The organism is Vibrio sp. MEBiC08052 (assembly GCF_001506075.1).
Taxonomy (GTDB): Bacteria; Pseudomonadota; Gammaproteobacteria; order Enterobacterales; family Vibrionaceae; genus Vibrio.
On sequence record NZ_KQ947475.1, the window covers coordinates 1640695 to 1656919 of the forward strand.

Genomic DNA, 16225 nt, shown 5'->3' on the forward strand with positions numbered 1-16225 from the left:
CGCGAAAAACGTTCTATATCTCTGACAAAATCTATTTCCGCATGTTCTGGAAAAGTTTTATATCGTTAACGCAAAAGGATTCAAGATGGCAAGTATGCTTCAAGCCAAATATCGTAAAGATTATCAATCGCCTTCTCATACGATCACTGATCTCAATCTCACGTTTGACCTTCACGAAAATCAAACCCGCGTCGTGGCCGTTTCTCAGGTGAAACAGTTACAAGAAAGCAATCAGTTGATACTCGATGGAGAAGATATGGAGTTGGTGAGTGTTCAAGTCAACCAGCAACCGTGGAGCGATTATCAGATTGTTGAAGCTGGTTTAGAATTGAGCAATCTCCCCACTCAGTTTGAATTACAAATAGAGACGCTCATTAATCCGGCAGAAAATACTGCGTTGGAAGGTTTATATTTATCTGACGGTGCGTTCTGCACACAATGTGAAGCTGAAGGGTTCCGCCGAATCACTTATTATCTTGACCGGCCTGATGTGCTGGCTCGTTATACCACAACAATTATAGCGCCACAGAATTATCCTTATCTGCTCAGTAATGGGAATAAAGTTGCACAAGGAACAAATGATGAGGGGAAATCCTGGGTTCGCTGGGAAGATCCACATCCGAAACCATCTTACCTGTTTGCGCTGGTGGCCGGTGATTTTGATGTGCTACGCGATTCTTACCAGACCATGTCTGGCCGGGATGTTGCGCTTGAAATCTTTGTTGATAAAGGCAACTTAGACCGGGCACACCACGCGATGCGTTCGCTAATCAATGCAATGAAATGGGATGAACAGCGATTCGGGCTGGAATATGACCTTGATATCTACATGGTTGTGGCTGTCGATTTCTTTAATATGGGCGCGATGGAGAATAAAGGATTAAATGTCTTTAACTCCAAATTCGTTTTAGCCAATGATCAGACGGCCACAGATACCGATTATCTCGGGATTGAGGCCGTGATTGGTCATGAGTATTTCCATAACTGGACGGGGAATCGTGTTACGTGCCGGGATTGGTTCCAGCTCAGTCTGAAAGAAGGGTTAACTGTTTTCCGCGATCAAGAGTTCTCTTCTGATTTGGGCTCTCGGGCTGTGAATCGGATTAATAATGTTCGGATTATTCGTGGGCCACAGTTTGCTGAAGATGCTTCACCGATGTCACATCCGATTCGTCCGGAACAAGTGATAGAGATGAATAACTTCTATACCTTGACGGTCTATGAAAAAGGCAGTGAAGTGATTCGGATGATTCATACATTGCTTGGTGAAAGTAATTTCCAGAAAGGGATGAAGCTTTACTTCGAACGCCATGATGGTACGGCTGCAACTTGTGAAGATTTCGTTGCTGCAATGGAAGATGCATCGGGTATTGATTTGCAACAGTTCCGTTTGTGGTACAGCCAATCGGGGACACCGGAACTTCGTGTGAGTGGTGTTTATGATCAAGATGCACAAACTTTTACCTTATCAGTGAAACAACACACGCCACCGACGGCCGATCAAAAAGAAAAGCAGCCACTGCACATTCCTTTTGCTATCGAACTCTACGATGCTGAGGGAAATATTTTTGAGTTACGCTGTAACGGTGAAAAAGTATCTGATGTATTGAATGTTACCCAAGATGAACAGACATTTGTGTTTGAATCGATCACCAGTGAGCCGGTTCCTTCACTGCTGAAAGAATTTTCAGCACCCGTGAAACTGGTTTATGACTATCAAGATGAAGCGTTAGCATTTTTGATGATACATACGAGAAATGAATTTGCTCGCTGGGATGCCGGACAGATGCTCATTGCTAAATATATCCGTGCCAATATTGAGCGAGTGCAACAAGGACAATCAGTGGAGTTGCCTGAATCGGTGATGGATGCTTTCCGTGGGGTATTGCTTGACCCGTCTTTGGAACATGAATTTATTGCCGAAATGTTGGCATTGCCAAATCATAATGAAGTGTCAGGTTGGTTTGAAACCGTTGATGTCGATGCCATCTCGCTGGTGTTGAAAGCGATCAAAAGTGCTTTAGCACAAGAGCTACAAGATGAATTCTCTGCATTTTATCATTCGTTGAAGCAAAATGAGTATACGATTGAGCACGCCGCAATTGGTCAACGTTCGCTGAGAAATACCTGTTTATCTTATTTAGCATTGACAGAGCAAGGTGATGAATTGGTACGCCGGCAGTACCAAAATGCCGACAATATGACCGATACAATCGCGGCAATGACTGCGGCCAATCAGGCTGAGCTGCCTTGTCGTGAAACATTGATGGCTGACTATAGCCGTCAGTGGAAACATGATGGTCTGGTGATGGATAAATGGTTTGCGTTACAAGGTACGAATCCGGCTGATGACGCATTAACGGTGATTCAGCAAACAATGAGTCATCAAGCATTTACGCTGAAAAACCCGAATCGCATCCGGAGTCTGATCGGTTCATTCCTGAATCAGAACCCTGCGCATTTTCATGACAAGTCCGGTAGTGGTTACCGTTTTGCCGGTGAAATATTACAGCAACTCAATACGACCAACCCGCAAGTTGCTTCGCGTTTAATTGACCCGTTACTGAAATATAAACGTTATGATGAAGCTCGTCAGAAACTGATGAAGCAAGAATTAGAAGCGTTGCTCAGTATGGATAATTTAGCGAAAGATTTATATGAAAAAGTCACCAAAGCTCTGGAAGCTTAATTGTATTATCATTGGTTAAGATGAGGAAAGACCGTGGCTTGGCCACGGTCATCGTTTGCTACGGTCATTGTTCGCTGATGAAATATTTTTATTTTTCACTTTATATTCCTTATCAGGAATATCTTGCACATTACTCCGGTTCCGCCAGCCATCTTGTGGTGAAAACGGATAATGGATTGACACTTCAACTCCCCGCGACACATTTTCGTCCTTATTTGACTCAGTTTGGTTTGAAGGGCAGATTCCGGCTCACCACTGATGCCCAATATAAATTCCAGCGCCTCGAATTAATTTGACATTTACGCAACACATTTTCTCTTTTGTGATGCGAATTAGTTAATTTTTATTAAAATTACTTCACAATTCAGTTGTTTGTTTTACAAAAATATTCTCTTGAACGCATAAACTAATAAGAATAACAGGTAATCCAGTAATAGATGAGGTTTCTATGGGCTCCCGCGATACATTACAGCCAGTTTTAGTCGAGAAAGTATACCAACTGATTCAGTCGAAATTAGATTCTGAGCAACATTCGGTCGTCAAGCAGTTGGCACAGCATCTTTTTAATAATGTCTCACAGGATGATCTGATTGATCGAACGGAGTCCGATCTCTACGGTGCGGTGATTAGTCTTTGGCATCATTTGAATGAAGCTAAAGTTACGGAACAATCCGTCAAAGTTTTTAATCCGGTGGTCAGCAAACATGGATGGCAATCAACGCATACGATTATTGAAGTCGTTGTTCCCGATACACCTTTTTTAGTCGATTCGATCAAAATGGTTTTGAACCGTCTTGATCTGGCCTGCCATATCATGTTGCATGGTCCTGCTCAGATTCAGCGTGATGAAAAGAATAAAATTATTGCAATCGGTCAGCGTGAGGGTGAGCTGCATTCGATGTTTCATATCGAGGTTGACCGATTAACAGATAGTCAAAAAATAAAACATCTGCGTGATGAAGTGATCCGAGTGATTGAGGATACTGCATTGGTTGTCAGAGACTGGTTACCGATGGTTGAACAACTCAACCGTGTCATTCAGCAGTTGGAAAAACAGAAGAAACAACTACCGGTTGATGAAGGTCGATTCTCAGAATCTATCGAGTTCTTACGTTGGTTAGCTAACCATAATTTCACCTTTATGGGCTACAAAGAGTACGATTTGATCGATACCTCGGAAGGTGGAGAACTGAGACCGACTGATGATGTTGGACTGGGGCTTTTTTCTAATCCAAAGCGGGTGAGAGGTGTCAAGCTCTCAGATTTTTCTGATTCAGCGCGTTTGGAAGCAACCAAGCCATTCTTGTTGATCATGACCAAAGGTAACGGTCAGTCCCGGATCCATCGCCCGGCTTATACCGACTATATCGGGATCAAAAAGTTTGATAAAAACGGCAAAGTGATCGGGGAACATCGTTTTACCGGTTTATACACTTCAGCGGTTTATAACCAAACTGTCGAAAGTATTCCGCTGATCCGTGATAAAGTCGGCCGGATCCTTGCTGCCAGTGGTTATCGTGAGGGCGCTTATTCGTATAAAGCGTTGCACAATATTCTCGAAAACTATCCACGGGATGAACTATTACAAGCCAATGAAGAAGAGTTACTCGAAGTCGGTATGGGCGTGGTTCAGATGCAGGATCGGGATCTGTTACGGCTGTTTGTTCGCAAAGACCCGTTCGGACGCTTCTTCAGCTGTATGGTTTATGTCGCAAGAGATCGACATACGACAGAACTGAGGAAAAAGACGCAAGCGGTGCTAGCTGATTATTTTGAATCGAAACAACCTGTTGATTATACAGTATATTTCTCAGAGAGTCCGTTAGCTCGAACGCATTATATTGTGCGAGTTGATAACAACAATATGGATGTTGATGTGAAAAGAATAGAGCAGAACCTGATGGAAGCATCCACCAGTTGGGATGATCGATTATCTGAAGCCATTGTTGCCAATTTAGGTGAAAGTAAAGGATTACCGCTTTCGAAAGAGTATATGCGATCTTTTCCGCGATCTTATAAAGAAGCCATGATGCCAAGTACGGCTGTCGCGGACATCGAGCGGCTTGAGTCTTTAAGTGAATCACATAAATTAGACATGCTGTTCTATCGCCCGCAGGAAGAAGATCGTCATTCCAAAGTGGTCAAACTGAAACTCTATCATCGGGATGAACCGATCCATTTGTCCGATGTGATGCCAATGCTCGAAAATCTCGGACTTCGAGTGATTGGTGAGTCTCCTTATGAGGTTGATAAAACCAACGGACAGACGTACTGGATTCTCGATTTCTCCATGTTGCATAAAACTGACATGGCGATTGATATTCGCGAATCAAGAGACCGTTTCCAACAGGCTTTTGCTGCGATTTGGCGAGGAGAACTCGATAATGACGGATTTAACCGTTTGGTATTGAGTGCTTCGCTGACGGGAAGAGAAGTTTCTATCCTGAGAGCTTATGCCCGATATATGCGGCAAGTCGGCTTTCCATTCAGCCAACAATATATTGAAGATACATTGAACCACTATCCTCAGTTGGCTAAGGGGCTCGTCGATCTGTTTACCGCACGTTTTAATCCGACTTTGGATGATCAGAAACGTATCCGGGCATTTGAGAAGTTGGTGAATGAACTTTCAGCCCAACTTGAAGATGTTGAAAGTCTTGATGATGACCGGATTTTACGTCGCTACATGGAAATGATTCAGGCCACGCTACGGACCAATTACTTCCAGATCGATGGGCAAGGGCAGCCGAAACCTTGGTTGTCAATGAAACTGAGTCCGCGGGATATTTCTGATATTCCTGCACCCGTACCGGCTTACGAGATTTTTGTTTATGCACCGGATGTGGAAGGCGTCCATTTACGTGGCGGTAAAGTGGCCCGGGGTGGATTGCGCTGGTCAGATCGGTTGGAAGACTATCGTACCGAAATTCTGGGATTGGTGAAAGCTCAGCAAGTTAAGAATACAGTGATTGTTCCTGTCGGTGCTAAAGGTGGCTTCATCTGTAAGAAACAGTATTTGTTCAATAGCCGCGATGAAATTTTTGCGGAAGGACAACGGTGTTATCGCCAGTTTATTCAGGGCTTACTGGATATCACGGACAATATTCAAGAAGGTGAAGTTGTACCACCGGTTCATGTAGTTCGACATGATCCTGATGACCCGTATCTGGTTGTTGCGGCAGATAAAGGGACGGCGACATTTTCTGATATTGCCAATTCCGTTTCTGAAGCCTATAGCTTCTGGCTAGGAGATGCATTTGCATCCGGAGGCTCGAATGGCTATGACCATAAAGCGATGGGCATCACCGCCAAAGGTGGCTGGGAATCAGTTAAACGCCATTTCCGAGAATTAGGGGTTGATTGTCAAACCTCTGAATTTACCGCGATTGGGATTGGTGATATGGCCGGTGACGTATTCGGAAACGGTATGTTGTTATCACAACACACACGTTTGCTGGCAGCGTTTAACCATCTGCATATTTTCTTGGATCCCGATCCGGATCCTGCACGAAGCTGGCAGGAGCGGGATCGTTTATTCAAATTACCCAGATCATCATGGGAAGATTATGATCAGAAGTTGATCTCAAAAGGTGGTGGGATCTTCTCGCGTAAGGCGAAGTCAATCACATTGTCACCGGAAGTCCGCACTATGCTGCAAACGGATCAAAAACGGCTGGCTCCGAATGATTTGATCCGCTTGATCCTGAAAATGGAGGTTGATTTGCTGTGGAATGGGGGGATCGGTACTTATGTTAAGGCCTCTCAAGAAACTGATGCTGATGTCGGTGACCGAGCCAACGATGCTGTGAGAATTAATGGCGCTGATTTGCAAGCTAAAATTGTCGGCGAAGGGGGGAACCTTGGGATGACCCAGTTAGGGCGCATCGAATATTCACTGAAGGGCGGACGAATCAACACTGATTTTGTCGATAATGTCGGTGGTGTTGATTGTTCGGACAATGAAGTCAATATCAAGATCTTCCTCAATACATTGGTTGCACATGGTGAGCTGACCATGAAGAAGCGTAATCAGTTACTGCAATCCATGCAGGATGAAGTGGGAGATATTGTCCTGGCTGATGCTTATCAGCAGGCTGAGTCGATTTCGGTGGCGGAAGTGCAAGGTGTATCCCAAGTCAAAGAGCAGCTCCGTTTTATTCATGCGCTTGAAAAGAGTGGTGCTTTGGATCGGGCGTTGGAATACCTGCCTGATGATGAAACACTGTTGGAACGTGAAAAACAGGATGTGGGGCTGACTCGTCCCGAGCTTTCCGTCCTGATCGCTTACGCGAAAATGGTATTGAAAGAACAACTGGCGGATGAAAGGATAGCCAGTGACAGTTATCATGCTGTGCAGTTGCTTCAATACTTCCCTTCAGAGTTACGCTGTAACTATGCTGAGTTACTTCCGACGCATCCATTGCGGATAGAAATCATCGCAACGGCGTTGGCGAATCAGATGGTCAATGAAATGGGCTGTAATTTTGTCTCTCGTTTGCAGGATGAAACCGGGGCCGGAGTCGTTGAGATTACCAATGCTTATTGTGCTGCCCGGGATATTTATAATCTTGATCATATTATGGAGAAGATCCGGGTACTGGATAATCAGGCCACAACAGCTGCACAGTATGAAGTGCTGGGAGTGGTTCGGCGGTTTTTAAGACGTTTGTCCCGTTGGATTCTCCGTAATCATATGGGTAAGAAATCGGTCAATGAATTGATTGAACTTTATAAAGATGATGTGCAGAAAATTGCGGCACATCTGAATGAAGCTTTGGTTGGCAGAGAAATCAGTGATCACGATGCGCTTGCCAACCGTTGGGTCGGACAGGGTATCGATGAAGATATGGCGCATTATGTTTCCCGGCTTTCCAGTCTCAATTCTGCATTGGACATTTGTGTTGTGGCCAGAGAGAAAGGCATTACGGTTCAGCAAACGGCTAAACTTTATTTCCATCTCGGTGTGCGTTTATCACTCCACTGGTTCTTAGAGCAAATCAATCATCAGGCGGTTGATAATAATTGGCAAACTTTGGCCCGGGCTGCATTCAGAGAAGATCTTGACTGGCAACAGCGTCAGTTAACATCTCAGGTACTTTCCTGCGGGTGTCTCGGGGAGTCATTTGATGAAATCGAGTTATTGGAACAATGGATTGAAGTGAATCAGGTGACCTTGCAACGGTGGGAGAATATCCTCAATGAATTTAAAGTCGGTGCTGTTCATGAATTTGCCAAATTCTCAGTGGCACTCAGGGAACTGACACTATTAAATTTGAATTGTGCGGCAAATGAGTAAATAATAATGCCCCGTTTGTACGGGGCTTTTTTCTTTCGGAGGCACAATGCTTTACCGTATCGCCAGAAGTGGCTTTTTCCAATTGGATGCCGAAAAGGCACATGATCTTGCAATTCAAAATTTTAAACGTTTCACCGGCACACCTCTCGATCTTCTTTACCGCCAGCATTTACCGCATCGTCCGGTCGAATGTATGGGCCTGATGTTCAAAAATCCGGTTGGGTTGGCGGCTGGGCTGGATAAAAACGGAGAATGTATCGATGCATTTGGTGCGATGGGATTTGGCTTTGTCGAAGTTGGCACTGTCACACCAAAGCCACAGCCCGGGAATGATAAACCCCGACTGTTCCGACTGGTGGAAGCGGAAGGGATCATCAATCGTATGGGATTTAATAACCAAGGGGTTGATCAACTGATCGAAAATGTCAAAAAGGCAAACTATGATGGTGTGCTGGGGATCAATATTGGTAAGAATAAGGATACTCCGATAGAGAAAGGTGCTGATGACTACTTGATCTGTATGGAAAAAGTCTATCCATATGCCGGATATATTGCTGTCAATATCTCATCGCCAAATACACCGGGACTGCGTTCGTTGCAGTACGGAGAAGCGTTGGATGAACTACTGACGTTATTAAAAGCAAAGCAAGTTGAATTAGCGAAGCTGCATGATAAGTATGTTCCGCTTGCGCTGAAAATAGCGCCGGATTTAAGTGATGATGAACTGGAACAAATCTGTCAGTCCTTGCTTCGCAACAACATCGATGGTGTGATTGCAACCAATACAACGCTGGATCGTTCGATCGTGATGGGAATGAAACACGCGAACGAAGCGGGAGGTTTGAGTGGGCGTCCTGTACAGCTCAGAAGTACCGAGGTGATCCGCAAGTTATATCAGGAATTGGGTGAGCAGATTCCAATCATTGGTGTTGGTGGCATTGATTCCTATGTGGCAGCCAAAGAAAAACTGCTGGCTGGTGCTAAATTGGTGCAGATCTATTCTGGTTTTATTTACCATGGGCCTGGTCTAGTAAAAGAGATCGTCAAAAATTTATAATATATCGACCGTATTGAGCTGATTTGGTGCAGATCAGCCTGAAATATTCGAGAGGAAATGAAAATTCATTTCCTCTTTTTTTTTCTCTTTTCACTTTTAGAATAGTATTGATTCGTTGGTAAATCTGCTCTATCAGAGCACGAGTATCATAAATGATCCGTATTGAAAAGAGTTGTAATATGCTAAAACCGAGTGATAAATGGAACTGGTATTTTTGTGACAGAGAAGGCCACTTAATGCTCGATTTGGGAAATGAGATGGTTTTTAAAACCCTTCTGCCCAAAAAGCTGCTTGTTACTTGTGCTTTTACTTCTGGTCAGTTCACCGTTGATGATGCTAGTGATTACCAAGTATTTAAAGAGGGTGTTGAGTGTCTGGACTTGTCTGAACCAAGAAAAGTTGAATTGATTCTAAACTGTGTCGCAGCGAAAAGATTTCATAAACCGGTTCAACCGAAAAGCTGGTTCTTTGATATCCAGAATACTGAAACCGTCCCACATACCGGGGATATCGTCCAGTTGAAGAACCGGATGAACGCTGGTCGCTTTATTGTTCTGGAAGTGGGTGAATATGCCAGTTTATGTGCCAGCATTGAACTTGAGGCATTTACACTTGCTCCGGGTAAAGAACTCACATATGGTCAGGCTATCAAAGTGATGCATGATCGTATGGAGTACGTGAACCTTGGTTCACAACCTGTAGCCTTAGTTGGCTAGTGATTTCCATTCGTATTTTGTTCCTTTTTTTATTTCCCGTCGGCTGAAAGGCCGATTTTTTTTGTCCGATATTTTCTAATCGACTGTCCCTTCCATGAAGTTGGATATCTCAACTGTGAGATTCATCCATAAATTTCGATAAATTTATCACCAATGCTGTGATGATAACCCCTACAGTTATGGCCTTTTTAAGATGGAAGTTCCTCTTTTTGTCTGTTTTTGTAATTAATTTACATTGTAAATGGAGCTCTGGTATAGACCACTTTGGGAGTGAATAAATACTCACTTACTGGGAAAGTGTTGATACATAAGGAAGTGAAAAATGAAGATTTTCAGAGTAGAAAAAGAAAAATTCCGTGGTTTGATTTACCCAAATCGACGAATGTCAGGTATAATTGCGGGCCAATTTTCAGAGTAAAGACCATCGATGCATCAGTATTTAGCCACGACTTCAATCGGACTTGAGAATTTATTAGCAGAAGAGTTGAACCGCTTAGGTGTCAGTGATATCCAAGTTGTTCAGGCCGGTGTCCGGTTCCGCGCCTCCAATGAACTTATTTATCGTTGTTGCCTTTGGAGCAGAATCGCTTCACGTTTTATCCGAGTTCTCTCAGAGTTTTCGTGTCAGGATGATATGGATCTTTATCTCTCTGCATCAGCGATTCGGTGGAGTGATTACTTACAGCCATCGGGAACGGTTATTGTTGATTTCAACGGGACCAATCAATCGATCCGCAATAGTCAGTACGGGGCAGTAAAAGTAAAAGATGCGATCGTTGATCATTTTACGAAAAGAAACTTACCTCGACCAACGATCAGTAAAGATCGTCCGGATCTTCGGGTGCATGTCCGTCTGAATAAAGAAAAAGCAATCATGGGGATCGACATGGTTGGGGGAAGCCTTCATATCCGGGGTTATCGGACCGAAGCCGGAGCAGCACCTTTGAGAGAAACGCTTGCTGCTGCGATGATCATGCGTAGTGGTTGGCAGGGCGATGTTGCGTTGTTGGATCCGATGTGTGGATCCGGTACGATCGTGATTGAAGCTGCGATGATCGCCGCAGGAATCGCTCCTGGTATCAAACGGTCTCACTGGGGATTTCAGTCTCTGCCTGATTATGATCCGGAGCTTTGGATACAAGTTAAAACACAAGCGAGCGTTCAGTCTAAAAAAGGACTCAAACAAGTCTCTGTACCTATCTATGGCTATGACTATGATCCAAAGATACTGAACTTGGCAAAAGAAAACGCACGTCGTGCCGGCGTACATGATTTGATCGAATTTCAATCAATGGATGCCGCAAAGTTACAGTGTCCGGCGTCTTTTCAGTCAGGCTTGGTTATTTCTAATCCACCTTATGGGGAGCGTTTAGGGACGGAGCCTGGTCTCATTGCATTGTATGCTTCGTTAGGTGCTCAACTGAAATCTGAGTTTGGCGGATGTAAGGCTATGTTTCTCTCCAGTTCTGATGAGTTATTAAGCTGTCTGCGAATGCGGGCAGATAAACAATTCAAAATGAGAAACGGTTCGTTACCTTGTCACTTAAAATTCTATTCCATTGCTGAGCGAGATGCGACTCAGTGCCAAATGGCAACTCAGGAAGTTGCTGCCGATTTTGCCAATCGTCTACGCAAAAATATTGCAAAAATTACGCCATGGGCAAAACGAGAACAGCTTGATTGTTATCGTGTCTATGATGCTGATCTTCCGGACTATAATGCTGCGATTGATGTATATGGTGACCATGTTGTCATACAGGAGTATGCGGCACCGAAATCGATTGCACCGGAGAAGGCCAAACGACGTCTGACCGATATGATCCGAGCTACAACGCAGGTAATGGATATCGATGCGAATCATATTGTCCTGAAAGTGCGGGAAAAACAGAAAGGACATACGCAGTATCAGAAAATGTCTACCAAAGCCAAAACCTCACAAGTGCAGGAATATGGTGTCCGGTTTATTGTTAATTTATATGATTATCTCGATACTGGTCTGTTTCTCGATCACCGATTAACACGTCGTCGTTTGGGTGAAATGGCAAAAGGGCGGGATTTTCTTAATTTGTTCGCTTATACCGGGACTGCGACGGTTCATGCGGCTTTAGGTGGGGCAAAATCAACTACAACGGTCGATATGTCGAAAACCTATCTGGAGTGGGCGAAAGAAAACATGGCTCTGAATAAGCAGATAGGACGGCAACATCGCTACGAGCAAGCCGACTGCCTACAATGGCTTGAGCAAGCCAAAGGTCAATATGATTTAATTTTTATTGATCCTCCGACATTCTCAAATTCGAAACGAATGGCGAGTACATTTGATGTCCAACGAGATCATATCCATGTCATGCAACATCTAAAACGTATTCTGCGTAAGGATGGTGTGGTTGTGTTCTCCAACAATAAACGGCAGTTTAAGATGGATATGGAAGGGATGAGTGCATTGCAGCTCTCTGCAGAGAATATCTCATCACAAACATTGCCTTTAGATTTTAAACGGCATCAGCAGATCCATAACTGTTGGATCATTCGTCATTGCGAAGCTGATTCGGAATAATTGATATATTGCTTCATTTCCCGATAGCATACAGTTCAGTAATTTACTTCGTTGAGCAGACTGACCGAAAGTCAGCCTGCTTTGTCAATGAATGGCTACGACTGAAAATAATACAAGTTTAATTTGGGTGACACTGTCACTTGGTGGCGCTCGGATTTCTTAGAGATTAAGTACGAAAGTAGCCGTTTATATTCACAGTATTCAAGATTTGGTTAGCAGCATATGGCATTAATAAGCATTCATAACGGATATCTGGCATTTGGCGACCATCCGTTGCTCGATCATATTGATTTTTCTTTGCAAGAAAACGAGCGAGTCTGTCTGGTGGGCAGAAATGGTGCGGGGAAATCAACCCTGATGAAAGTTCTCTGCGGGGAGATTCATCTGGATGACGGAAAGATGACGGTGACGCAGGACGTGGTGGTTTCCCGTCTGGAACAAGATCCTCCCAGAGATCAAGAAGGAACGGTATTTGAGTATGTTGCCGATGGTCTCGCTGCGATTGGTAAACTGCTGCAAACCTATCAAGAATTATTGACGTTAGTTGAACGTGATCCGAGTGAGAAAAATATTAGCCGACTCGCACAAGTTCAGGAACAACTGGATCATAGTGGCGGATGGCGTTTTGATGAACGGATTAAAAATGTTCTGGCCTCGTTAAATCTCGATGGCCATACTTTATTGACTGATCTATCCGGTGGTTGGCAACGGAAAGCTGCACTGGCGCGTGCACTGGTCTGCGATCCTGACGTACTGTTACTTGACGAACCGACCAACCATCTGGACGTGACGACGATTGAGTGGTTGGAAACTTTTCTGAAAGATTTCAAAGGTTCAATCATCTTTATTTCGCATGACCGCAGCTTTATTCAGTCAATGGCGACTCGGATTGTTGATTTGGATCGCGGACAACTGGCTTCATTCACTGCCAGTTATGAACAGTATCTGACTGAAAAAGAAGAGTTGTTACGTGTCGAAGAACTGCAACATGCTGAATTTGATAAGAAGCTCGCTCAGGAAGAAGTTTGGATTCGTCAAGGGATTAAAGCCCGTAGAACCCGGAATGAAGGGCGGGTGAGAGCGTTAAAGAAACTCCGCCAAGAGCGAACTGAGCGTCGTGATGTGCAGGGTAAAGTGAACTTACAACTTGATGATACGGTTCGCTCTGGGAAAATTGTCTTTGAAGCTGAAAATCTTTCGTATGAAATTGACGGCCGATGCATTATTGATAATTTTAGCTTTAATGTTATGCGGGGAGATAAAATTGCCTTGATCGGGCCCAATGGTTGCGGTAAAAGTACCCTGTTAAAGTTGTTATTAGGACAAATTCAGCCGACTCATGGTCGCTTACATTGCGGTACAAAACTGGAAGTTGCCTATTTTGACCAGTATCGGGAGAAATTGGATCCTGAGAAGACAGTTATGGACAATCTGGCTGATGGTAAGCAGGAAGTCATGGTCGGTGGCCGTCCGCGTCATGCCCTCAGTTATTTGCAAGATTTTCTCTTTTCTCCGAAACGGGCAAGAACCCCGGTAAAAGCGTTATCTGGCGGAGAAAAAAACCGATTATTGTTAGCCCGAATCTTCCTGCGTCCTAATAACCTTTTGGTGTTGGATGAACCAACGAACGATTTAGATATCGAGACATTGGAACTTTTGGAAGATTTACTTGCCAATTATCAGGGTACATTGCTTCTGGTCAGCCATGATCGTCATTTTGTAGATAATACGGTGATGACCAGCTGGATTTTTGAAGGCAATGGCCAGATTGAAGAATTTGTCGGTGGATATCACGATGCGCAGCAACAGCGCAAACAAGTATTTGCCGCAAGAAATGAAGAGATGGAGCGCCAGGCGTCACCGTCGGATTTACCGCCGGCACAAACCTCGGGTTCTTCAGCAAAAAACAACCCACCTGCGAAGGTCAGTAAAGGTAAAAAGTTATCTTACAAGCAGCAACGTGAACTTGAGTTGCTTCCGGAACAGCTTGAAGCTTTGGAACAAGAGATCGCGACACTTCAGGCACAAGTCAACGATGCTGACTTTTTTTCGCAGGGTGTGGAACAGACTCAACCCATTTTAGAACGATTGGATGCTGCAGAAGCAGAGCTTGAGCAGGCATTTAACCGCTGGGAAGAGCTGGAAGCATTACAACAGGACAGTAAATCATAATGACACCAATCAAGACAAATATATCGCTCTTAGCCTTTTCTGTATTTGCAGCCACACAGGCGCACGCAGCCCTTTATCAAGTGGTTGAAGTGACGCCACCCGTATCTTCAGGGAGTTTCCAAAGTGCCTTTGGTGTCGCGATTCAACCCTCGACGGATGATAGTAGTTCAGCCACCAACTTCAATAGTTGTTTTCTCGCCAGCTCAATCGGTGGGACGGCTTGTTCTGGCTTTACGCTCGCCGGAGAAACGCGGATTCAGAAAACAATGGCCGGTCAGGCGGTTGACGGAATGAGTTATCGGGAGGAAGCACCATTTGGGATGGACAATGCTTTTTCTTATGCTCAGACAGAGAATGATCTGAAAAATTATTGTGTGAGTGAGTTGCTTTACTCAACTTGCGATGCCTGGGGCCAATCCCATTGGGCGGAGTGGCAACGTGAGCTGACCGGAGATCATACTGTTAACGCAATAGCCTTCGTTGAAGGCGGGTTGACCTTTAGTAGCCAAAATACGGTGATCAACAGCCTAACTACCAGTTCTGAGCCGATCGGTATTCAACTTTCTACGGGGGATAACCGTCAGACTGTCAACGCTCAAGTTCCAGTATCTTTAAAACCAGTAAAAAACGGATTTGATAAATCCCGGGCCTGGAAAACTGACGGCACTTTCACCGTTGGTAGTGTTTCACAAAGTGTGACCAATAGTTTTGGCAACTATTACAGTTCTAATGCTGCGATTTGGGGCAGTGATGGCGTTGTGGTTAAAATTAACTGGCAATCCGGTGTGAGTGAAAACAAGGATCAGCGTCTGGCTCAGGGCAGTATGCGTGATTTTGTCGTGAAGAGCGGAACCATCTACGGGGTTGGTTACAATACTTATGACAGCGACAATAATTTTATGAATGCAACTGTCTTTGAAGTCGCTAGCAGTGATTATGCAACAGTATCAAAATGGACTTCGACTGAGATTAATGACGCGAAGACCAAGTCAGGCAATGATCGCATCTATAGCAATACTGTTTTGACTGCCGTGAATGATAATTTGGTTGCGATTGGGGAAGCGAAACGAGCAGGAAAGCGGCCATCCGCTGGCGCGGCCGCGAATCGTTTCTTTGTCGTGCCGGATGTCAGTGCTGCATCACCGTCAGCGCTGTTTATCTCCGATAGTATTTCATTTTCCGGTGCAGGTGGCCATGCCAATGCGATTAATAACTTTAATGAAATTGTTGGTCAGGTCGATACGGAAGCCAGTCGTGAAAGTAGTGGTAAGCCCCGACGGAAGCGTGCTTTTATCTATCCGTATAATACAACCGGTAGTAACGCTACACGAATGGGCATTTTAGCTAATCGTCCTTGGTTACTGGATGATTTGACCAATGGTGGTAATTTCTCTGCCAATAACAACCAGTATCGTATTCTCAATGCATCCGATATTAATGATGCGGGCGTGATTGCTGCAACTGCGATTAAGTGTAGTGGTGGATATGATTCTACGGCTCACAATGCGACATGCGGTAATGGCGGACAGACAGAAACAACGGTTGCAGTGAAGTTGATTCCGATCGAAAACGCAACCAGCGGTGATATCAGCGCCAGAAGTCAAGAATCAAACTCAACTAAGCGAAGCGGTGGTGCTTTGGGCAGCGCAGGTTTGACACTACTGAGTTTGCTTTTGTTCCGTCGGAAGCGATGAGTTTTGTCAATAATCGGAATGGGTCACAAATTTGGATTTGCACG

The 16225-nt window shown here is 44.4% G+C and carries 8 protein-coding genes; all 8 read left to right on the forward strand.

Annotated elements, in window-relative coordinates:
- Positions 1-85 precede the first annotated feature (85 nt).
- The 8 genes from pepN to VRK_RS07280 all read left to right on the forward strand — a co-directional run bounded on the left by pepN (position 86) and on the right by VRK_RS07280 (position 16181).
- Positions 86-2689, forward strand: coding sequence for an aminopeptidase N (gene pepN, locus VRK_RS07245; RefSeq protein WP_059120746.1), 2604 nt, complete (start codon positions 86-88; stop codon positions 2687-2689).
- Positions 2690-2766: 77 nt separating this feature from the next.
- A complete protein-coding gene (locus VRK_RS07250) occupies positions 2767-2985 on the forward strand; it encodes a DUF2835 domain-containing protein (protein WP_059122700.1) in 219 nt (72 codons plus the stop codon).
- Between the two features lie 152 nt (positions 2986-3137).
- Positions 3138-7985, forward strand: coding sequence for an NAD-glutamate dehydrogenase (locus VRK_RS07255; protein ID WP_059120747.1), 4848 nt, complete (start codon positions 3138-3140; stop codon positions 7983-7985).
- Between the two features lie 46 nt (positions 7986-8031).
- The gene (gene pyrD / locus VRK_RS07260; protein WP_059120748.1) at positions 8032-9042 is read left to right on the forward strand and encodes a quinone-dependent dihydroorotate dehydrogenase; all 1011 of its coding nucleotides are present in this window, start codon (positions 8032-8034) and stop codon (positions 9040-9042) included.
- Between the two features lie 179 nt (positions 9043-9221).
- Positions 9222-9758 carry a cell division protein ZapC gene (locus VRK_RS07265; RefSeq protein ID WP_059120749.1) on the forward strand — a complete coding sequence of 179 codons (537 nt, stop codon included), beginning with the start codon at positions 9222-9224 and terminating at the stop codon, positions 9756-9758.
- A gap of 427 nt (positions 9759-10185) precedes the next feature.
- Positions 10186-12315 (forward strand): bifunctional 23S rRNA (guanine(2069)-N(7))-methyltransferase RlmK/23S rRNA (guanine(2445)-N(2))-methyltransferase RlmL, encoded by a 2130-nt coding sequence (gene rlmKL, locus VRK_RS07270; RefSeq protein WP_059120750.1) that lies wholly within the window; start codon positions 10186-10188, stop codon positions 12313-12315.
- Between the two features lie 222 nt (positions 12316-12537).
- Positions 12538-14487, forward strand: a complete 1950-nt coding sequence (locus VRK_RS07275; protein ID WP_059120751.1) for an ABC transporter ATP-binding protein — start codon at positions 12538-12540, stop codon at positions 14485-14487.
- A complete protein-coding gene (locus VRK_RS07280) occupies positions 14487-16181 on the forward strand; it encodes a DUF3466 family protein (protein ID WP_059120752.1) in 1695 nt (564 codons plus the stop codon). The genes VRK_RS07275 and VRK_RS07280 overlap by 1 nt, the downstream gene beginning before the upstream one ends.
- The last annotated feature ends 44 nt before the right edge of the window (positions 16182-16225 follow it).

What these genes read in the sequence shown, in the direction of transcription:
- pepN (WP_059120746.1), top strand. Translation starts at nt 86, where the DNA reads ATGGCAAGTATGCTTCAAGCCAAATATCGTAAAGATTATCAATCGCCT.
- VRK_RS07250 (WP_059122700.1), top strand. Translation starts at nt 2,767, where the DNA reads ATGAAATATTTTTATTTTTCACTTTATATTCCTTATCAGGAATATCTT.
- VRK_RS07255 (WP_059120747.1), top strand. Translation starts at nt 3,138, where the DNA reads ATGGGCTCCCGCGATACATTACAGCCAGTTTTAGTCGAGAAAGTATAC.
- pyrD (WP_059120748.1), top strand. Translation starts at nt 8,032, where the DNA reads ATGCTTTACCGTATCGCCAGAAGTGGCTTTTTCCAATTGGATGCCGAA.
- VRK_RS07265 (WP_059120749.1), top strand. Translation starts at nt 9,222, where the DNA reads ATGCTAAAACCGAGTGATAAATGGAACTGGTATTTTTGTGACAGAGAA.
- rlmKL (WP_059120750.1), top strand. Translation starts at nt 10,186, where the DNA reads ATGCATCAGTATTTAGCCACGACTTCAATCGGACTTGAGAATTTATTA.
- VRK_RS07275 (WP_059120751.1), top strand. Translation starts at nt 12,538, where the DNA reads ATGGCATTAATAAGCATTCATAACGGATATCTGGCATTTGGCGACCAT.
- VRK_RS07280 (WP_059120752.1), top strand. Translation starts at nt 14,487, where the DNA reads ATGACACCAATCAAGACAAATATATCGCTCTTAGCCTTTTCTGTATTT.